Genomic DNA, 19,433 nt, shown 5'->3' on the forward strand with positions numbered 1-19,433 from the left:
CTTTTTTTAATTGGAGTATGAAAATTGGAGAGATAGCAGCGAAAACCGGAGTTTCCAGAGATACAATTCGGCTCTACGAAAGTAGAGGTATGTTGAAGGGGGTAACCCGTCCCCACGAATACAACAACTACAAGGATTACAGTGAACAAAATTTAGAACGGGTAAGGCTCATTCTGGTTATGAAGAAATTGGGACTCACCCTCAACGAATGTCAGGCAGTGATGGAAATGATGGATAACGATGAGTTTGAACAAGATCAGCAACAGCAGTTTATTCAAAAAAAATTGGATGATATAGATCAAAAGATCCGGGAGCTTCAGGAAGCCAAGCAATTGCTGGAAGGCCATCTTGGAATGTCTTGCAATCAGGATGAGTTGGTGGGTCGAGCTACTGCGTCCAATTCAGAAAATGAACCTGAGTAAATAAAGGCTCCTCCCCGATCCGGTGCCAGGAAGGAGCCTTATCAGGAAATTATTCCGGCTTCATTTGCTCAAACATTCCAAGCAAGTTCTCCACATGCCAGATTTCTACAACCTTACCATCCTTTACTTTCAGGAGGTCGTGGCCCACAAAATTCACGGACTTGTTTGTGGCCGGAACGCCGAAGAACTCTCCCGTGTGCTTGGCCGTCATTCTCCAACGTACAAACACCTTGTCATCTCCAATAAGATCCATCACCTCAATGGTATGTTTCGAATTGGAAAATCCAGCACCCAAAGCCATAGTCAAACCCTTAATCTCTTCTACGGCATTACCACCGTGGCTGTCGTGATCAATTAAGTGGCTCGCTAAAAGGTCGTCCATACCAGCTGCATCACCTTTGTCCAATAACTCGTAATAAGTATTGGCTATTTCTATTCGTTTGTCCATTTTCTTGGGATTTGTAAAAGCCATGAATGTCAGGCTAATCATTAATAAATAAGCTACTCTATGCATGATTTCAATAATTTGAGAACAAATGTAGAGGGGCACTAATCATTAGTCAAGTACTTACCTTTTAGTTAGGCACCTACCAAAAAGTTATTATTATTGTTATTCAATTCATTAGAAAATGCAAAAAATTGAAAATAAATGCCCTGTAGGCGAAGCACTTAAGTTTATCGGAGGAAAATGGCCCCTACAGATTATCTATGAGATTGGGACAGAAAAGCGACGTTTTGGTGAATTGAAAAGACTTATTCCAAACATCAGTGAAAAGATGCTGATACAGGAACTCAAGAAAATGGTGGAATCCGAAATTGTTCACCGGGAAGCCTATCCAGAAATCCCTCCGAAAGTGGAATACTCACTCACAGAAAAAGGCAAGAAAATCTTGCCTATCGTCAAACAGATCGAAACCTTCGGGATGGAACTTTTGGGAATGGAACCCGAAGCTACTCCGTGAAGAAATCCATTTTGGACTTTATTCCTTAATCAGCTTAACGGATTGATTATTTCTGGTTGCTTCATCCCAAATGAATACATAATACACACCTGCCGGGTAATCCGATAGATCGATTTGATCGATATACTCTTCATCCTGCAAAGTCTCTCCCAGGGTATTGACCAATCGGGCATTTACTGGAGAAGAAAAATGGACCATTCCCACAGACGGGTTTGGGTAAACTGAAATCGGATTTTTCTCTATGGATGTGTTTGACAAGCCCAAAGTAGGATTTGCTGCCTGGTAGAGGCTCATAATTTCGGCATCATTCAAAACCCGGTCATACACATTGATGTCGTCAACCGCCCCGTGAAAGAAACGATCATTAACCACATCTTGAGAACCTCCGATAAGGATGGGATTGGTGGTTAAAAAAGAGCTGATGAATCCCTTATAAATCCGATTTTCAAGTTTTCCCTGTCGGTAGAGGGAAAGGGAATCGCTGTTGTAGGTGATAACATAGTGCACCCAGTCATTGACTAAGACCGGATTTGCCGTAAAGAAATAACGCTCCTGGGTCGACGAGGCCTGGGTGGTGATGGTCAATGCCTTTTGATTATCAATGGAAACGTAGAGTCCGCAACCTTCGAAATAGGAGCTCGCTGCAGAATTTTTGGCCAAAAAAATGGGGTTATACGAATACCCACTCCCTTCATTGGATAGGGCCGTCATTTTGGCCCAAAGAGACACCGAGCCAGAAGGGGTAGGCATCGTATTGGAAGGGGCTAATTCGAGGTAATCATCAACGCCATCAAAATAGAGGGCCATTCCCGCATTGTTGAATCGATCTGCCGTGGTCACAGCCCCATGAACCACACCATGGTGATTGCCAACTCCATCCGTGGCCTGCCCACTATTGAACGAATAGCTGGACACCAATCCTTGGGTTACCTGAGCTGACAAGCCGGCTGCCCAAAGCATTAATACACTTAGAAATAGAAGATTTTTCATTTGTTGTTTTTGATAAATGGTTTTATAATTCCCCTCGGTGGGGATCATTTGCGGTTTCAAATAACCTCTGAACCTGGGAATCCGTAAGCTCATTTTTAGTGAATGCAGCGAATGACCTCACGAAGTAGTCAATTTTGAAAAGGACTGATTTCGGTCTGCTTCCCATAGGAAGGGCGTGCAAGCATTAACCCATGAGCTCATTTTACCCAGGAAGCATTTTTTGGAAATGGAGGTCTACGTGCCCTACTCCATTTGTAAGTGCAGCACTATTCTTTGCGAATGCAGCAACACCGCTTGAGAATGCATCGGTATTTCGCTTGGAGACTTGTACCTTGCGAAAGATTTTGCCTCCTGAATTTAAGTGCACCTTTTGGGAAGGTCTCATCCGTATCGATGCGTAATATCAGCCACTACTTATGCCTTTGCCTGATTGTTCTTCTTCTACCAGGAGTGACGATAGGACAAAATGACGAACCTGGGTTTATCTATCAAAACATAGGCCTTGAAAACGGTCTCCCAAGCTCCGAATGCTACCGGGTTGTTCAAGATGCAATAGGCTACTTATGGATTGCGACGGATCGTGGAGTTTGTCGTTATGATGGAAGACAAATCCAAGTTTTTTCAGAAACCGATGGCCTCTGCGACAATACCATTTTGACCCTGGTGGCTCGAAAGGATAGTACCCTTCTTTTTTGGGGATTTAACGGCAAATTATGTGGCTACAAAAACGATCATTTTTTCCCCTTAAACTTTGCTGATTCGGTGCTGGCCCAATTTAAGGATAGCCTCACCAGAGTAACAGCTGATTTACCTCCCCAGGGCTGGATACAGTTTACCGTGCCCAATTCTGAAGGACGAACCACCTTTTATTACGACCGCTTTTTTCGTCTTCAACGAAACGAAAAGGAATCAAATTTTGTGGTCCACTTGAGCGAGTTTAGCCCATTTACTGAGATCCATATTCAGCATCATCCGGATCATCCGGTGTTGAACGTTTATTGGAACGAAACAAAGATTGGTTCCTGGTCGCTTGATCGATTTAAGGAGGAAGCAACCGGCGTTCAAGTTTTTCAGGTCGCAGATGAGGAATTCATAGTAGGTATTCAGAATAGATTGTACCGAACCCAAAAGGGTCAAATCACCCACTCTTTGGTCCTACCGGGAAGAATATGCTCTCGGTTTTTCACCGATAAACAGCAGAATCTCTGGTTGGGACTGGATGGTAAAAATGGATGCTTGAGGATTGACCCAAGAGGTTTGAAATTAGAAGGTTCTTCTTATCTGTCAGGATATTCCATTTCTTCGATCCTCGAAGATCACGAAGGCAACATGTGGTTCTCCACACTCGAAAATGGAGTGTTCCAAAGGAAGGCGGAGCTTTACCAAAACATTCCTTCTGAAGAAATGACTCACCTGATCCATTTGGACGACACCTTGGCTTCGATTGGTGAAGATGGTAGAGTTTTTAACCTCAGTCGAAAAACCAATTTTGTATCCCTTGAGCCCAAGAATTATTCGGTGCTACCACGGACTGTAATGTTCAATCAGGATGGCAAAATCTATGGCGCTATAAACCCCAATATACCTCAAGAGCTATCACCCGCTAAAAATGGGGTGATCAACATGCACTCTTGGGTAAAACCATGCGGATACAAGGACTCCTTGTTGTGGAGTTCCATTGGAAACCTATTGATCACCCATCAACTCAAATCCGGCAAAATTCTTCAGGACACCCTGCCATCGAGAATCATGAGCTTGGTCTTGGATCACCAGCAACGCTTATGGATCGGCACCCTTAATGGCCTTTATGTTTACGACTATCTATCGAGAAGTCATCAAGCGGTAAGCACCGATTTACTCTGGCTAAGGGGCCGGATCAATGACCTAATTTCACTGAAAGACTCAAGCCTGATCGTGGCTACCCATGGCAATGGAATTGGTTTTCTAACTCCCAACGGACATCGTCAATTGACTACTCAAAACGGGCTCATATCCAACACCATCCTCCGAATGAGTAAAAACCTGAATGGCGACCTCTGGCTAAGTACCAACCAGGGAATTGCCAGGCTCAAGAAAAGTTCGAATGGTTACCTCATCGATCGAATGATAACAGAGTCTGATGGTTTGATTTCGAACGAAGTGAATGACGTCATCCAAGTACATGACACCTTGTTTGCCGCCACCAAGAAGGGCATCTCGGTTTTGAGTTTACAAGCACTCCCCGCTCATGATGTTCCGATCGTATGCGCCGATGTTTTTATCAATGGGGAGAAAGTTTCCATCCAATCCGACTACCACCTTCCACCATCATCCAAAAGAGTTACCCTTCAGTTCTCAGGAATATCCTTAGGCTCTTCGGACAAACTTCAATACAAAATTCAGTTTGATCATTCCCGGGAACAAGAGATGTTTCAGAAGTCAGGTCAACTGAGTTTTGATCTAACTCCCGGAGATAAATCAGTCACGATTTGGGCAAGTGACGGCAATGGTCGATGGAGTGAACATCCTATTCAAATTCGTTTTTTCATTGCCTCTCCCTTTTGGCAAACCTGGCCTTTTTGGTTGGCCATTCAGTTGATCATTGCCATCCTGATCTATTCCATCATCAAGCGAAGAAATCAGAAAGCCCGCCGAAAATTGGCCATTCAAGAGGAACTATACCAGGCTCGGTTGGAGGCAACAAACTCTCAAATGAATCCTCATTTCATCTTTAACTCGTTGAATTCTATTCAAATGTTGATTTGGAATGAAAACAAGAAATTAGCGGCCATCCAGGTAGCCCGATTTTCAAAATTGATCCGGACCATTCTTCATAATTCCCGAAAAAAATGGATTCACTTTCAAGAAGAATTAGATGCCCTAAACATGTATTTAGAGCTCGAACAGTTTCGTACCAAAGAGAAATTCGATTATGAAATAAAGGTTGATCCGGAAGTAAACCTAAGCGATTACCTAATTCCTCCCCTCTTATTGCAGCCCTTCGTTGAAAATGCCATCTGGCATGGCGTTTCACCCAAGTCCGGCAGGGGATTAATTCAATTGAATCTAAACTCAAAAGGGGATCAAATCTGCTGTTCGATCATCGATGACGGAGTGGGACGCAAATTCCACAGCGAAAAACAAAAGGAATCAAAATCGTTGGGAACGAAGTTGTCACAAGAACGGATTACCCTTTTGAACCAGCTCTATGAGACCAACATTCGTTTCGAAATTGAAGACCTTTATGACGGACCAAAACCAATGGGCACCCGAGTCACCTTTTTCATTCCTAAAATAAAACAGACCCTTGAATAAAATTAAAGCCATACTGATAGACGATGAAGCTGATGCCTTAACTGTTCTTTCGGCCATGATCAACGAACTGACCCCACAGGTGGAAATAATAAACGCCACCCAATCGGGGCTCGAAGGAATTAAGTCCATTCAAAAATGGAAGCCCGATCTGGTGTTTCTGGACATTGAAATGGCCGGGCTAAACGGATTTGAAGTTCTTGATTTTTTCGAGAACCGAACCTTCAAATTGATTTTTGTAACCGCCTATGATCAGTATGCCATTAAAGCCATTCGCGAAAAAGCGGATAACTACCTGCTCAAACCCATAAACCCACAAGAACTGGAGCAAGCGGTGGCAGAAATAGCGGAAGAACTTAACCATGATTCGCTCCAGGCCAAACAAGGTAAAATTGCTATCCCAATTGGTTCCGGTTATCGCTACATCGACACACTGGATATAGAGTGCATTCAAGCAGACAATAGCTATTCCTTCGTACACCTCACCAGCGGCGAAAAGATCATTGTATGCCGAAATCTAAAGAGTTTCGAAAACGCTCTCAATCAGGAAAACTTCATGCGGATCAACCGATCTTTTCTGATCAACGTGAATCAGATTGAATTGGCCTCTAAAGAAGACGGCGGTTATGTTCAAATGAAACAGGGACGCACCATTGAGATTCCGCAGAGGAAGAAGGAGCGAATCTTTCATCAGTTAAAAGAACGGTTTATCGTTCTGAGATAAAGCACTTTTCACCCAATCTGTAAAATGATCCCCTAAATCAGTAATCTGCCACCTATCCGTCCATAGCGGTCTGGTGACCTTTGTATCGTAATAAAAGGTCATTGGATTATGAACACAACAATTTATCGAATAACAAAGCAAACCGGCCTACTGCTGGTATTGCTTTTTGGACTGACAAGTTTTGCCTCTATCACTGCCCAAAACAAGGCAGATGAAATCATTGGAACCTGGGAGCTGGAAGACAAAACCAGCAAGATGGAGATCTATAAAAAAGACGGCAAATACTACGGAAAACTACTCTACGGAAAAGACGTGGTAAACGAAGATGGATCTTCTAAAAAGGACATCGAAAATCCAGATGAAAGTCTACGCAACCGCGACATTATTGGATCTACTTACATCCATAATCTCACCTACGACGGAGACGAGTATGACGATGGTAAGGTTTACGACTCTACTACCGGCAAAACCTGGAGCTGTTATGTAGAAATGGAAGACGGCGATCTTCACTTTACGGGATATATGGGGGCCAAGTGGCTCGGACAAACCTACGTGTACAAGCGTGTTAAATAGGAGGCATCATGGCAACGCAAATAGAAGAACTGAATCGAATATTTGCCCTTCAAAAGGGAAATTATTCTCCGGCCCATACACCTTCTTACCAGGTAAGAATGGATCGCCTGAATCGGATGGACAAGCTTATCCGAAACCACATCGATGATATTGTGGCAGCCACGCAGCAAGACTTTGGTACACGAAGCGCTGACTGGGGCTTTACAGCCGAAATCTATTCGCCCCTCGATTTGCTCAAAAAGATCAAAGGCAAACTAAAAGGCTGGATGAAACCAGAACGTAAATCCTCCGGATGGTTTGCCTTGACAGGACAACGCACCTATCAGGTGAATGAGCCTTTGGGTGTGGTCGGTGTAATGTCCCCATTTAACGCTCCGGTAAGTTTGGCTCTGGACCCCACCATTGAGGCTTTGGCAGCAGGGAATACCGTGATGATCAAATTTTCAGAAAGCACACCCCACACAGCCGAACTCATGAAGAAATTGGTGAGCCAGTATTTTCAAGAAGAGGAATTGGCAGTGGTAACCGGAGAAGTTGAAGTGTCGGTTGCCTTTGCTGGTCAGGCCTGGGATTTGTTCTTTTTTACCGGCGGTTCAGAAGTGGGAAAGAAAATTTTGGAAGCCAATGCCAAGCACCTTACTCCTACTATTTTAGAACTGGGTGGAAAGTCGCCTTGTGTGGTGCTGGATGATGCAGACATTGAGTTTACCGCCAAACGCATTGCCACCGTTCGCCAGTTGAACGCCGGTCAGGTTTGCATCGCTGGAGACTACGCCTTTGTTCCCGAAAAGCAAGTAGAGGCTTTTGTGGAAACAGCGATCAAGAATAGCGAGGAAATCTACCCTTCCATCATCGAGAATCCGGATTTCACCTCCATCATCAATGAAAGGGAATTTAACCGCATCGTTAGCTACATTGAAGAGGCCCGAGAAGCTGGCTGTCGAATTGTTCAGGCTAATCCGCAAAACGAGCTCGTACCGGACCCAGTATCCCGAAAGATCCCCTTGACCATCGTGGTAAATCCTCCTCGTCATCTCAAAGTGGCCAAGTTCGAGATATTCGGTCCGGTTTTAACGGTATTCGGTTACACCGATTTGAATCAAGTGATTGCCCAAATCAATGCCAATGAAAAGCCGCTGGCTCTGTACATTTTTGGTAAGAGTGATCAAAAAATCAATCAAGTGGTGATGAATACGTCAAGTGGTGGAGTAACCATAAACGATGAACTGATGCACGCCAATGCTCGTGACATGGGATTTGGCGGAGTCGGCTACAGCGGAATGGGTCGCTACAAAGGGGGTAAAATTGGCTACTATGCTTTTACCAATCCCAAAGCCGTACACAAGCAAGGATTGATGCGTAAATACACCAGTATTTTCTTCCCTCCATTTAAGAAGGACAGCAGTCGAAAAATGCTTCGCTCTCAGGTCGGCGTAAAATCGTAAATAAATCGGTGATGAAACAAGTTATTCTCATAACAGGAGCCTCGTCAGGTATGGGACGCGATGGAGCCCTCCGACTCGCTCAAGCAGGACACCGGGTGTATGCCACTTCCAACGATATTTCAGATATGGAAGAATTGGCCGCTCACAATGCCAAGGTCAAACACCTGGATGTAACCGACAATGCGACGATGGTTTCGTGTGTAAACGATATCATTGAAACCGAAGGAAAAATCGACGTATTGATCAACAATGCAGGCTATGGTTCTTATGGTGCATTGGAAGATGTTCCCCTGGACGAAGCCCGAAAACAGTTTGAGGTCAACGTGTTTGGATTAGCCCGTTTGACCCAATTGGTATTGCCTCACATGCGAAAAGCCAAATCAGGAAAAATCGTCAATGTATCTTCTGTAGGTGGTGTAGGAAGTGAGCCCCACTCCGCCTGGTACCATGCATCCAAATTTGCGGTGGAAGGAATGAGCGATTGCCTTCGCCAGGAGTTAATTCCCTTTGGTATTGATGTGGTCGTTATACAGCCCGGCGCAATTCGCTCCGAATGGAATGAAATTGCCCGAAAGAATCTTCTTCAGGTTTCCGGTCATACAGCGTACGGTGAATTGGTGCAAAAACACGCCAAGTTACTTGAAAGAATAGACGAGGATAGTTCAGACCCCGGTGTCATTGGAAAATTGATGGTCGAAATTGTGGAAACCAGGCACCCTAACACCCGCTACGCCCGTGGTAAAAATGCCCGAGCCGCCTTAATTATCCGCCGGTTATTTACAGATAAAATGTATGACCGTTTTATGATGCAAATAATGAAATAATGATGGGTTGGTTGTACTCCGCACTTAGTAGAAACGAAGAGTCAAAGAATTTGTAATTTGAGGGAGATGAATTTTTTAGATCATACATTGAATTGGTACCGTGGTGAAGTGTTTGAAGCACTTATCTCGGCCGGGTTTGGAATCGCATTAATCCTCCTTGCTCTTCTTTTCTGGCGTATGGGAACGACACAGGGCGCTCAAGCCCTGCTATTTCCACTTCTGGTTTTGGGTCTCATCCTGGGCGGGTCAGGTATCTATAATGCCTACTCAAACCGAGCCAAAGCAGTCCAATTGGAGCAAAATACGACCGAGGTAAACGCTGCTTTTATTCAAGCTGAAAAAGAGCGGGTAGAAGGATTTCAATACCTCTACACCTTTACCAAGTTCCTGGCTACTTTTTTGTTTACCGTAGCGCTGGTCATTTTCTTTTTTGTGTCGGGGAAAATCTGGCAAGCCATCGCGATCGCCATGATCATTATGGGATTATCGGGCTTGGTGATTGACTATTTTTCAAAGGAACGAGCCGACACGTATTATGAAATCATTTTGAAGCAAGGAGAACAATGACAAACATTGTCCACATTCAATCCATCAGTCAGCTCCACAAATTCATGGGGCACTCGAAGCCCATGCACCCGGCCGTTTCATTCGTTCGATTTTCGGAAATGAATGTGCCCAAAGACCTGACTTTTGAAAAGGCCAGTGCAGAGTTTTACATCATTTCGCTCAAGACCATGCCCGGGCAACTTAAGTATGGGAGAAACTACTACGATTTTGAAGAAGGAACACTCACTTTTTCAGCGCCTAATCAGGTGATGTATCCCTCCCACTTAATGGCCGACATTGAAGATGTGGAGGGTTGGAGTTTGTTTTTTCACCCGGACATTTTGTTTGGAACTCAACTGGGCAAAACAATCCACGACTACAGTTTCTTTTCCTACGATGTAAACGAAGCGCTCCACCTTTCGGATGCCGAGCGGCAAAAAATAGAAGACTGTATTCAGAACATTGTGGATGAATACAACCAAAACCTGGATCGTCATTCGCAAGAACTCATTGTTTCTAATCTGGAGCTGCTGTTGAACTACTGCCATCGGTTTTACGATCGTCAATTCTTTACCCGGAAAAAACAAAACCACGGTGTGGTGAGCGAGATTGAGAGCCTGCTCAGTTCCTACTTCAACTCAGAAGCCCCTTTGAGCAAGGGATTACCATCAGTAAAGTATTGCGCCGACCATGTGAATCTCTCCCCCAATTACTTGAGTGACTTGCTCAAAAAAGAAACCGGTAAAAGCACCAAGGAGCACATCGACTACTTCCTTATCGATAAGGCTAAAAATCTGCTTCTAAACAGCGAACTCAACATCAGCGAAATCGCTTACGAACTTGGGTTTGAGCAGCCGAAATCCTTTAGCAATCTCTTTAAGAAAAAGACAGGCGTATCTCCCAAGGAGTTTCGACTCAACTAAAATCAAAAGCGAAAAAAAGTCCACCAAAACGCGTCAATTGTCAACCTGATTCCCTGATCTCTTTCCTCAATTTTGCTTGTAAAGTTTAAAGCAACAAGTATGAAAGAATTCTGGAACGACCGGTACGGACAAGACGAATACACTTATGGCAAAGAACCCAATGTGTTTATTCAGGAGACCTTGCCTACCCTAACACCCGGAAAAATTTTGTTTCCAGCCGATGGTGAAGGCCGTAACTCGGTATTTGCTGCTGAACTGGGTTGGGATGTTTCGGCCTTTGACTATAGCTCAAGGGGTAAGGAAAAAGCGGATAGCCTGGCCACTTCGAAAGGAGTAAAAGTTGACTTTACCATTCAGAGTTTTCTTCAGGAAGAATATGCCCCGGAAGAATTTGACGCCATTGGATTGACCTATGTTCATTTTCCGGTGGCCATTAAAACCACCATGCATGAGCGCCTGGATAGTTACCTCAAAGTGGGCGGATATGTAGTACTTGAAGCCTACAGCAAGGAGCATCGTGAATTAAACAAGCTAAACCCTGACTTGGGTGGACCTCCGGATGCAGAAGTAATGTACTCACTTGAAGAAATTGAACGTGACTTTAAGAACTACGAATTTGTTACTTTGGAAAAACGAATGGTTCAACTTAAGGAGGGCTTTGGGCACGTCGGTGAAAGTTCAGTCATCCGTTTTATCGGTCGAAAAGTCGCTCCGCGTTAAATTCGGCAATACGAAACTGCTAAGCCATGAGAAGTAAGGATTTTGAACAATTGCCCATCCGAAGTTTTGCCGGGAAGGACCGCAAAGGTGAGGTGGAGTTGTTTTCCATCGAAAAGCTCATGGCGCCACAGGTAGATGGCAAGGCCCACATAGAAGCCCACCGGCATGACTACTACCACATCATGTACATTAAAAATGGAATTGGGGCACATACCATCGACTTCAAGCAGTATGAAATCAAACCCCAATCCCTGTTTTTTGTATCCCCATCTCAGGTACATTCACTCACCGTTAGCACCGACGTTGACGGATATGTAGTCACCTTTACTCCCGAGTTCTATGCCCTTGACTCCACTTTGCAAAGGCTGTTGGATTATCCCTTTTTCCATTCCATGAACAACGAACCGGTGGTTTATCTAAGCCATGATTTTGCTCCACTTCAACAGTTGGTGAATGATATGCTAACCGAATACAACGCGGCTCAAAAGGGAGCGAATACCGTTCTCCGAGCACTGCTCGAGGTATTTCTCGTTCGCATAGCTCGGGTTTATTCAAGTAAAGAACGAGAGGATCAACCGAGTCATTTGAGCTTTCAGCTTCGCAAACTTGAATCCTTAATTGATATTCATTTCAAGGAAATAAAAAAGCTGAATGATTATGCCGAGCTGATGCACATATCGCCAAAGCACCTCAATACCCTATGCAAAACCGGCCTAAACAAAACAGTGACCAATTTGATTCACGAAAGAACCCTTCTGGAAGCCAAGAGATTGCTTCTATTCACCGACAATTCGGTTACGGAAATCGCTTTCGACTTGGGCTTTTCCGATAAATCTTACTTCATGCGATTTTTTAAAAAACAGGTTGGAATTACCGCCGAAAGCTATCGAATGCAAGAAGACCTGCCTTAGTCCTATTCTAAAACAGGCATTTCAAAACCGGCCTCCACACATCGCTGATATTTTACAGAACTCTCTCCGGGTTCACGATTGATCTCATCCATTAGGCGATTGAAGTCATCTGGATGCACACCGTATTCCCTTTGATTTAGGTATAAGTCCTTCATCAAAGAATCAATGGCCAACTCAACCCTCAAAAGAGGCAAACCGTATTTTGCAGAAACAGAACCAGGGTCTGCTCCTCTTTGCAGCTCTGCCCATGCACTATCCAAGATTGTTTCTCCATGATTCATTTTCCGATCGAATTGGTCTTTAAACTGATCCAATTTTTCGACCCCTTCCTCCCGGCGAGGTTCATATACAATTTTCTCGAAGAAGCTACCCACCATTTGACCACAGAAAGCCATAAAATTCAGCAGGATCAACGCCCACCAAAAGACTTTTTTAAATCGCTTTTCATAGGTAAGTTGACCAAATGGTAGCGAGGCGAATAAAGCTCCCAATAAAAGACTCAATAAGGGAAGAAATAGGACAAATACAGAAAGTGCTGATCGTATGTTTTGTTCAACGGAAAATGGAACATACTCCCCCTTGCTATTGAAACCACCATTTTCATTGAAGAGGATAAAATAGGTAGCATTAAGCAGTGAAAGGGCGATCGCTATTCGGATCCACTTCTTAGGAGATTTAGTTGGAGCAATTGATGGTTCCATGGTTTTACTTTCAGTCAAAAATAGAGAATCCCTTATGGCTTGTTTCCTTTACTTCTGGTCGTTCAGCGCATTGCGGTATTCCATTCCCCACTGGGCTAATTCATCAATGATGGGGGCAATGGTTTTGCCATATTCAGTAATGGAATACTCCACGGTAATAGGCCGGGTGTCCATCACTTTGCGCTGTACCAGTTGATTCAGCTCAAGGTCCTGAAGCTCTTTGGAAAGCATTTTAGTTCCAATTCCCTTTACCTCCCGCAGCAGGTCCATAAAACCGAGTTTTTCGACCTGAATCAGAGTGCCCAAAATTGGAAATTTCCACTTTCCGGATAGCACGCTCATGGCATCGTTGATCGCTTGCATCCGTACCTGACAGACAGGGCTGTTGTTAATGACCACTTCTTTTTTCATGGAGGAGGGATTTAGATAAGTAAGCAAAACTACAAAGCAGATAGTTTCCTCCGGGAAACTACTTTCCAAAAGGAAATGCAAGTCAAAAATACAGCGCACTTGCCCTAACTTCGCTGCACCAAAAAGTCGATATGGCTAAATCGTTCAATTTCCTGACCTGGATTCTTATGCTGCTCATCAGCGTGGCCTGTCAGGGACAATCCAAAACCGAGGCAATGAGTAAAGAAGAGCTTGCGAAAAACCCATTATTGTGTGATCCCCAAACAGGTGCCTGTGAAGTGCCTGGAGATTCTGCCCATGGTTCAGTCATGCTCACCGATAAAACCCAAGACAAAGCCATCAAGATCATCTACTTTACCGATCCGATTTGTTCCTCGTGCTGGGGCATTGAACCTCAATTGCGAAAACTAAAATTGGAATATGGAGCCTATTTCGAAATCGAATACCGAATGGGTGGATTGCTTCCCGATTGGAGTTATAACAGCGGAGGCATTAGCAAACCATCAGACGTTGCGCACCACTGGGATGAAGTAAGCGGATACTACGACATGCCCATCGATGGAGATGTATGGTTGGAAGATCCTCTCCCCTCTTCCTATCCTCCCTCCATAGCCTACAAGGCAGCTCAAATGCAGGATTCTGAAAAAGCCTTTTGGTTTATGCGTGAAATTCGGGAAATGGTATTCCTGCAGAAAAAGAACATTACCAAATGGGAACACCTGGCCGCTGCAGCAAAAAAGGTAGGTCTGGATAGCGAACAACTCAGAGTGGATTGCGAAAACGAAGCTCAAAATCGGTTTAAAGAGGACCTGCTGTTGGGCCAGCAAATGCGGGTTCGAGGATTTCCTACGCTTTTCTTTAGTAACGATCAAGGGCAGCAACAAATCGTGTATGGGTCCAAACCCTATTCGGCTTATGAAAAGGCACTTTCTGACCTACAACCTGATGTAGAAAAACTTCCCTACCTCAAAGACTGGAAGAGTTTGTTTCAAAAGTATCCCTCCCTCACCGCACGAGAATATGCGGAGCTATCCGAAACTCCCCGGGACAAGGCTGAGGCCTTTCTCAACCAACTAGTGGAAGCCGGAAAACTGGAACGACTGACCATCAAAAACGGCTCAATTTGGTACTTGAAATAAGGCCTTAGGAAGTCTAAATCGGAAGATTAATTCCAGATTTGGAAATGGTATGATTGTTGGTAAGTGAAGAGCACGCTGCTCACCTAAACACTCACCATGAAATACCTTCTATTAATTATTCCTATTGTATGCACCCTTTCCTTAAATGCCCAAATCGACAGTTTTCGTCTGGACCAAGTTCACAACCCGGATTACAAACGCAAACTCCTCGAATTCAATTTTCTACTCAATCAATCCAACCAAAACCAATTTAAGACCCTGGAGCAAGAATCGCCAATCGATAATTTCAGACTCTCGGGACGAACTGGAATCGATTTTTATTCCATTAAAAACTCAACATCGTATCAAGGGGTTCAATTCGGTCACTTGAACTTAAATGGATCTGCCATCAATGGCAAAAACGAAGGCAATGTTGCCGATGCTCGCACTTTTCTCACGGACGCCACTTATGAATCTAATAATCGGTTTTACCATTCCGACAAAGGACTGGCGCACCTGGTCTTTAACCCCAGAGCCGAAATAAACTACATGAAACGTAATGGAATCAATGATAATCGGTCAAACCTTTCCCATTCTGATCAGGAAACTTCTAATTACTTGTTCGAAAGTGATTTAGGATGGGGACATGGCCGACTGGAAAATGTAAGTGACGCCCGAACCGTCCTTTTCATTCTCGAGGATTTAAGGAAAAACAACCTTCTCCTTCGAGAGCCCACTCAAGAAGAGATCAATGAACTTGCCAACCTGGCGATCTATGTAAAGAATCAACGTTTTTTTGATTCGCGAATCAAGCGAATCTACGAATTAACCACTCTGGATTCCCTTTTGCAACAACAGGGTATCGTATCAGAAAGTTCAATCGGATACCACACCATCCTGCAGGACAACTGGAACTACTCGGTTAACCCATTTCGTCAAACTGGTACGCTATTTCAATACGGCCTTAGGCAACGTTTTTTTATAGAAAACTCCACTACTAATTACTTATCCAGGGATTCCACCGGTACAGATCTGACAAGAGGCGGCCAAAGAGGTTATTTAGAGGAAATGGCGGCATCCTTCTTTGTCAATTTCGAATACTACCGTCCGCTATCACAATCTTTGCAAAACGATGTTCGCATCCAGCTCAACTCAGGGTTATCCGGCCGTTATCAAACCAATGATATCTACTCCATAAATGACGAGGAAAGAACGTCCCAATCCGAAAATAATCTGTTTTATTCCTTAAGTGTAAGAGATGATCTGGGCATTTACCCAACAAACAGAACGTACATTAGTCTTTGGTTAGAAGCAAGGTATGAAGGTTATATTAGTTATGAAGGAACTGGCCTATTTGACCAAGAAGATCGGATGTTGGATCAATTTACCCTATCAGGAGGGTTGAGTGCTTATTATTACTTCTCTCCCCAATTGAGACTCTCGGCTGAATGGGGAAGTAATTTTAACTACTTCAACACCAAACAGCATGACACCGTTTCGGAATGGGTTTCTCTGAATGAGGTTAGTAGATGGAACAACAACTTCTCCCTTCGTTTAACTTACAAGTTATTCTAAGCTTCAAGTGAATGCCTGATTCCTGACAGACCGATTGGATCGGTCTTCCTAACTTCGCCGCTCAAATGGGGGAAAATTATATCGTATGGAATTAGGAATGATATTGTCGTTCTTGGGCGCGTCGATACTGCTGACGGTAATGCCCGGTCCGGATAATATTTTTGTGCTGACGGAAAGCTTAACCAAGGGACAGAAAAACGGAATTGCCATTTCGCTGGGTCTTGGAAGCGGTGTGTTGATTCACACCCTGGCTGCGGCCACAGGACTGTCGTTGATCATTCAACAATCGGCGATGGCGTTTTCCATCATCAAGTACTGCGGTGCCATATACCTGTTCTACCTGGCCTTCAAAGCCACCCAGGAAAAACGCCCGGAGCTTTCATTTGAAGGAGGTGGAGAAATGTCTAAGAGTGGATTCTTCAAACTCTACCGCAAAGGTTTTCTGATGAATGTGCTTAATCCCAAGGTTTCGCTTTTCTTCATAGCCTTTTTGCCTCAATTCATCACCAGCGATGGTTTTCATTACACCTTTCAGATGATGATATTGGGTGTCATTTTCATGGTTCAAGCCATTCTGATTTTTAGTGGAATTTCGGTTCTCTCCGGACGCCTTACGAAATACCTCAACAGCCCTACCTTTTGGAAAGTAAGCAAATGGAGCAAAGTTGGGGTGCTATCCGTCCTGGGATTGTTTTTGGCTTTGGCGAGGAAGTAAATTAAAAGCCAGAATGATGCGTAACATCGTTTTTAGGGTATAGTCTTTTAATATACCGATTCGATTTGACCGAGTCCAAAGACCCTGGCAAAACGTATATAGACGACCATAGGGTGAACTGATTTCCACCTTAACCCAAGGGCTTTATGAATGTTGTTGCGGTGGGTTCTTATGGTATGAGGGGATACGTTCATTAGCTCCGCGATATCTTTATTACTCTTTCCTTCCGCCAGAAACCCAAGAACGACTCTCTGAGAGGAAGTTAGCTGAACAAATTTGAAATAGTTGTTTCGCAAAAAATCATGATCCTTCACCAATTTTTCATTGGCGTTAAAATCCGATTCGTACTCTTTGACCAGATTAGATAGACCAATCACTCTATTCAGCTTAGTTGAAAATAAAAAGGTGGTGTGAAACCAGTGATAATCCTGATTAACATTGGCCCGCATATACTGAAAAAAGCTAACCGGGACCCCATCTTTTTTGAGACAGGCATTCAACAATAGGGGCAAAGTAGATTGCAGACTCGTAGGATGTACATATTTCTTCCCAAAACTCTGAGGAGTTAGTACACTGTCTGCTTCGCAATCCACTTCGAATCGCTCCACTGCCCTTTTCTCCAACCAAGTCCAATAAAGTCGTTGCATATTATTGATATGCATAAATCCTGAAAATTGTTCACTGATCTCCTGGTAATTCAGGTTATTCTTGAGCAGGATTTTTTCGATAATCAAAAGGTTTTGCTCCTTAATGGAGAGCATTTCCTTTTCTGTATATCTCATAGTTTAAGTAAAATACAAAGCGCACAAATTCATTCATAACACCCTGTTTACAAGGTGAATATAAAACAAATCGAAATAGCAATTGCTGTTGGTTGACTACTAATTGGATAAACTTAAAACCGGAAATTGAGTTGGGTAAAAGATACGCTCCGGTTGGAAATCTCTCAATTACAGATTCACAACTTAAGGAGTAGAATCCCGGCCTAAAGTCTCATGTCGTGGTATTTCCTAATCCTGTAAGAGAGGATATCACCATAGAAACACGCCAGGCCAGGTCTTATGAAGCCACTGTAATAAATGCCCAAGGAGCCTATGTACATTCATGGATTGGCAACTCTGGCGAAAAAATCGAGTTGAATTTTCTGCAAAGTGGAATCTACTTTTTCTCTATAAAGGTTGAAGGAGAACAATACTTTCACCGGGAGGTGAACCTGAATTCAATTTAAGACAAGCGCAGCTCAGGCTTAGCCAGGCCATTATCGTCTTTTCAATCGGGTTTTACCTGTCCATATCCCAAGGCATAAACCCGTACCCCACAAGTACTTCTACCCGTCTAAAGAAGCACGAAAAAACACGCTTACATTTTCAGTACGTCGCCAATAATTTAGCCCAACTTAAACTAAACTTTTACTACTATGAGTACGAATCAAAACTCAATGATCACACCCGATCAGAAAATCACATTTGAGTTATCCATGCTGTCTAACATCAGTGCCTATGCTACAAATGTGGATCCGAAATCCATTCAAGCCTGGACAACTGCCAAGACCAAACAGGTATTGTTAGAAGGTGAAAAATACCTCGGTAAATGGAACCTGGTTTGGGGTCCGCTGGTTCATGTGGAAAAGAACGCCGCGGCCAATACCATGTTTATGGTTCAATCGAACACGAGCCCCAATAAGTTCGTGATTGCGATCGCCGGAACCAACTCTCAATCGGTCTACGACTGGAAGGTAGAGGATTGCAAAGTGAGGGCAACAAACATGGTAAAGTGGACCTCCGTTGTAGACTTTAAAGAAAGCCATATGGACTTGGGTAAGATTTCTGAAGGCACTCACATCGGGCTTAACATTTTACTTGGTTTGCGTGACCCTGAAACCGGTTATCGGCTGCTTGATTTAATTCCCAGTATCCTTAGAAGTGGCGGTGAGATTCAGGTTACCGGACATAGCCTTGGCGGAGCTTTATCGCCCACCTTGGCCTTGTACCTGCATGATCGTTTCAAAAACCCAGCTTCGAAAGATTATAGCCCAGGATATCGGGGAGTCGTTTCTTGTATGGCCACCGCCGGTCCTACTCCAGGAGGAAAAAAATGGGCAGATCATTACAACCAGCAATTGGGTTATAATTCCACCCGATATTGGAATGTGAAAGACATCGTTCCTCATGCCTGGGAAGAAAGACTCCTTAAGGAAATTCCAGGCTTGTATGAGGACTTTGGAATTCCTAAAAGTGACGAACTGATTGCAGCTACCGATTATGCAAAAAGTCTGGCCGTTTTCGGAGAGTATACCCAGGCCCAGGGAGACGGGCACATGTTGTATCACAAGGCATTTCCTTTAGAAGGTAAAAATGCTTGCGTTCAATTCCTGAATCAAGCGGTGAAACAGCATACTACGGCCTACATCGAAATATTCGACATCGGTGAATACTGGAGAATGGTAGAGGTTATCACCCACGCGAAACCTTATCCGCCGGCAACCAGTTGCAGCCTTGTTTCCAGACTGGCACAAAAGCAAAAGGAATCAGCAGAGGCTTAAGAAGCTTTATCCCTATTTGACTTTGATTCAGGTTCATTCA

21 protein-coding genes are annotated in these 19,433 nt (G+C 43.9%); 16 read left to right on the forward strand and 5 right to left on the reverse strand.

Annotated elements, in window-relative coordinates; genetic code table 11:
* Positions 1-17: 17 nt before the first annotated feature.
* On the forward strand, positions 18-422 hold the full coding sequence (locus KFE98_01305; protein ID UTW62824.1) for a MerR family transcriptional regulator: 405 nt from the start codon (positions 18-20) through the stop codon (positions 420-422).
* Between the two features lie 49 nt (positions 423-471).
* Here the strand turns inward: KFE98_01305 and KFE98_01310 are convergent, their stop codons facing one another.
* The gene (locus tag KFE98_01310; GenBank protein UTW62825.1) at positions 472-870 is read right to left on the reverse strand and encodes an ester cyclase; all 399 of its coding nucleotides are present in this window, start codon (positions 868-870) and stop codon (positions 472-474) included.
* A gap of 181 nt (positions 871-1,051) precedes the next feature.
* Here KFE98_01310 and KFE98_01315 point away from each other — a divergent pair, with 181 nt between their 5' ends.
* Complete coding sequence (locus tag KFE98_01315) at positions 1,052-1,384, forward strand: helix-turn-helix transcriptional regulator (GenBank protein UTW62826.1); 333 nt, start codon at positions 1,052-1,054, stop codon at positions 1,382-1,384.
* 18 nt (positions 1,385-1,402) lie between these two features.
* On the opposite strand, the gene KFE98_01320 is transcribed toward KFE98_01315, so the two are convergent.
* Positions 1,403-2,374 (reverse strand): hypothetical protein, encoded by a 972-nt coding sequence (locus KFE98_01320; GenBank protein ID UTW62827.1) that lies wholly within the window; start codon positions 2,372-2,374, stop codon positions 1,403-1,405.
* Positions 2,375-2,767: 393 nt separating this feature from the next.
* Here KFE98_01320 and KFE98_01325 point away from each other — a divergent pair, with 393 nt between their 5' ends.
* The 9 genes from KFE98_01325 to KFE98_01365 all read left to right on the forward strand — a co-directional run bounded on the left by KFE98_01325 (position 2,768) and on the right by KFE98_01365 (position 12,331).
* Positions 2,768-5,668, forward strand: coding sequence for a histidine kinase (locus KFE98_01325; protein ID UTW62828.1), 2,901 nt, complete (start codon positions 2,768-2,770; stop codon positions 5,666-5,668).
* Entirely contained in the window at positions 5,661-6,389 is a 729-nt protein-coding gene (locus KFE98_01330; GenBank protein UTW62829.1) for a response regulator transcription factor, read from the forward strand. The genes KFE98_01325 and KFE98_01330 overlap by 8 nt, the downstream gene beginning before the upstream one ends.
* A 108-nt stretch (positions 6,390-6,497) precedes the next feature.
* Positions 6,498-6,962, forward strand: a complete 465-nt coding sequence (locus tag KFE98_01335) for a DUF2147 domain-containing protein (GenBank protein ID UTW62830.1) — start codon at positions 6,498-6,500, stop codon at positions 6,960-6,962.
* A gap of 8 nt (positions 6,963-6,970) precedes the next feature.
* Positions 6,971-8,407 (forward strand): aldehyde dehydrogenase family protein, encoded by a 1,437-nt coding sequence (locus KFE98_01340; GenBank protein ID UTW62831.1) that lies wholly within the window; start codon positions 6,971-6,973, stop codon positions 8,405-8,407.
* Between the two features lie 11 nt (positions 8,408-8,418).
* Positions 8,419-9,231 carry an SDR family NAD(P)-dependent oxidoreductase gene (locus KFE98_01345; GenBank protein UTW62832.1) on the forward strand — a complete coding sequence of 271 codons (813 nt, stop codon included), beginning with the start codon at positions 8,419-8,421 and terminating at the stop codon, positions 9,229-9,231.
* Positions 9,232-9,297: 66 nt separating this feature from the next.
* On the forward strand, positions 9,298-9,798 hold the full coding sequence (locus tag KFE98_01350; GenBank protein ID UTW62833.1) for a hypothetical protein: 501 nt from the start codon (positions 9,298-9,300) through the stop codon (positions 9,796-9,798).
* Positions 9,795-10,700, forward strand: coding sequence for a helix-turn-helix domain-containing protein (locus KFE98_01355; protein ID UTW62834.1), 906 nt, complete (start codon positions 9,795-9,797; stop codon positions 10,698-10,700). The genes KFE98_01350 and KFE98_01355 overlap by 4 nt, the downstream gene beginning before the upstream one ends.
* A gap of 99 nt (positions 10,701-10,799) precedes the next feature.
* Positions 10,800-11,420 carry a class I SAM-dependent methyltransferase gene (locus KFE98_01360; protein UTW62835.1) on the forward strand — a complete coding sequence of 207 codons (621 nt, stop codon included), beginning with the start codon at positions 10,800-10,802 and terminating at the stop codon, positions 11,418-11,420.
* A gap of 26 nt (positions 11,421-11,446) precedes the next feature.
* Positions 11,447-12,331 (forward strand): helix-turn-helix domain-containing protein, encoded by an 885-nt coding sequence (locus KFE98_01365; GenBank protein ID UTW62836.1) that lies wholly within the window; start codon positions 11,447-11,449, stop codon positions 12,329-12,331.
* A gap of 2 nt (positions 12,332-12,333) precedes the next feature.
* On the opposite strand, the gene KFE98_01370 is transcribed toward KFE98_01365, so the two are convergent.
* Positions 12,334-13,032 (reverse strand): hypothetical protein, encoded by a 699-nt coding sequence (locus KFE98_01370; protein ID UTW62837.1) that lies wholly within the window; start codon positions 13,030-13,032, stop codon positions 12,334-12,336.
* A gap of 48 nt (positions 13,033-13,080) precedes the next feature.
* Entirely contained in the window at positions 13,081-13,443 is a 363-nt protein-coding gene (locus KFE98_01375; protein ID UTW62838.1) for a helix-turn-helix transcriptional regulator, read from the reverse strand.
* A 215-nt stretch (positions 13,444-13,658) separates the two neighbouring features.
* On the opposite strand from KFE98_01375, the gene KFE98_01380 reads away from it, so the two are divergent.
* The 3 genes from KFE98_01380 (at position 13,659) to KFE98_01390 (ending at position 16,851) form a co-directional block, all read left to right on the forward strand.
* A complete protein-coding gene (locus tag KFE98_01380; protein ID UTW64612.1) occupies positions 13,659-14,582 on the forward strand; it encodes a DsbA family protein in 924 nt (307 codons plus the stop codon).
* A gap of 96 nt (positions 14,583-14,678) precedes the next feature.
* Complete coding sequence (locus KFE98_01385) at positions 14,679-16,136, forward strand: hypothetical protein (protein UTW62839.1); 1,458 nt, start codon at positions 14,679-14,681, stop codon at positions 16,134-16,136.
* An 85-nt stretch (positions 16,137-16,221) separates the two neighbouring features.
* Complete coding sequence (locus KFE98_01390) at positions 16,222-16,851, forward strand: LysE family translocator (protein UTW62840.1); 630 nt, start codon at positions 16,222-16,224, stop codon at positions 16,849-16,851.
* A gap of 47 nt (positions 16,852-16,898) precedes the next feature.
* On the opposite strand, the gene KFE98_01395 is transcribed toward KFE98_01390, so the two are convergent.
* On the reverse strand, positions 16,899-17,300 hold the full coding sequence (locus KFE98_01395) for a helix-turn-helix transcriptional regulator (protein ID UTW64613.1): 402 nt from the start codon (positions 17,298-17,300) through the stop codon (positions 16,899-16,901).
* Positions 17,301-17,851: 551 nt separating this feature from the next.
* On the opposite strand from KFE98_01395, the gene KFE98_01400 reads away from it, so the two are divergent.
* Positions 17,852-18,079 (forward strand): T9SS type A sorting domain-containing protein, encoded by a 228-nt coding sequence (locus tag KFE98_01400; GenBank protein ID UTW62841.1) that lies wholly within the window; start codon positions 17,852-17,854, stop codon positions 18,077-18,079.
* A 189-nt stretch (positions 18,080-18,268) separates the two neighbouring features.
* Entirely contained in the window at positions 18,269-19,393 is a 1,125-nt protein-coding gene (locus KFE98_01405) for a hypothetical protein (protein ID UTW62842.1), read from the forward strand.
* The last annotated feature ends 40 nt before the right edge of the window (positions 19,394-19,433 follow it).

The sequence above is a fragment of the bacterium SCSIO 12741 genome, assembly GCA_024398055.1.
In the GTDB taxonomy this organism is placed as follows: domain Bacteria; phylum Bacteroidota; class Bacteroidia; order Flavobacteriales_G; family Salibacteraceae; genus SCSIO-12741.

Bases quoted from the DNA above. Each gene is read 5' to 3' on its own strand.
- KFE98_01305 (UTW62824.1), top strand. From the start codon at position 18: ATGAAAATTGGAGAGATAGCAGCGAAAACCGGAGTTTCCAGAGATACA.
- KFE98_01310 (UTW62825.1), bottom strand. From the start codon at position 870: ATGGACAAACGAATAGAAATAGCCAATACTTATTACGAGTTATTGGAC.
- KFE98_01315 (UTW62826.1), top strand. From the start codon at position 1,052: ATGCAAAAAATTGAAAATAAATGCCCTGTAGGCGAAGCACTTAAGTTT.
- KFE98_01320 (UTW62827.1), bottom strand. From the start codon at position 2,374: ATGAAAAATCTTCTATTTCTAAGTGTATTAATGCTTTGGGCAGCCGGC.
- KFE98_01325 (UTW62828.1), top strand. From the start codon at position 2,768: ATGCGTAATATCAGCCACTACTTATGCCTTTGCCTGATTGTTCTTCTT.
- KFE98_01335 (UTW62830.1), top strand. From the start codon at position 6,498: ATGAACACAACAATTTATCGAATAACAAAGCAAACCGGCCTACTGCTG.
- KFE98_01340 (UTW62831.1), top strand. From the start codon at position 6,971: ATGGCAACGCAAATAGAAGAACTGAATCGAATATTTGCCCTTCAAAAG.
- KFE98_01345 (UTW62832.1), top strand. From the start codon at position 8,419: ATGAAACAAGTTATTCTCATAACAGGAGCCTCGTCAGGTATGGGACGC.
- KFE98_01350 (UTW62833.1), top strand. From the start codon at position 9,298: ATGAATTTTTTAGATCATACATTGAATTGGTACCGTGGTGAAGTGTTT.
- KFE98_01355 (UTW62834.1), top strand. From the start codon at position 9,795: ATGACAAACATTGTCCACATTCAATCCATCAGTCAGCTCCACAAATTC.
- KFE98_01360 (UTW62835.1), top strand. From the start codon at position 10,800: ATGAAAGAATTCTGGAACGACCGGTACGGACAAGACGAATACACTTAT.
- KFE98_01365 (UTW62836.1), top strand. From the start codon at position 11,447: ATGAGAAGTAAGGATTTTGAACAATTGCCCATCCGAAGTTTTGCCGGG.
- KFE98_01370 (UTW62837.1), bottom strand. From the start codon at position 13,032: ATGGAACCATCAATTGCTCCAACTAAATCTCCTAAGAAGTGGATCCGA.
- KFE98_01375 (UTW62838.1), bottom strand. From the start codon at position 13,443: ATGAAAAAAGAAGTGGTCATTAACAACAGCCCTGTCTGTCAGGTACGG.
- KFE98_01380 (UTW64612.1), top strand. From the start codon at position 13,659: ATGAGTAAAGAAGAGCTTGCGAAAAACCCATTATTGTGTGATCCCCAA.
- KFE98_01385 (UTW62839.1), top strand. From the start codon at position 14,679: ATGAAATACCTTCTATTAATTATTCCTATTGTATGCACCCTTTCCTTA.
- KFE98_01390 (UTW62840.1), top strand. From the start codon at position 16,222: ATGGAATTAGGAATGATATTGTCGTTCTTGGGCGCGTCGATACTGCTG.
- KFE98_01395 (UTW64613.1), bottom strand. From the start codon at position 17,300: ATGCGGGCCAATGTTAATCAGGATTATCACTGGTTTCACACCACCTTT.
- KFE98_01405 (UTW62842.1), top strand. From the start codon at position 18,269: ATGAGTACGAATCAAAACTCAATGATCACACCCGATCAGAAAATCACA.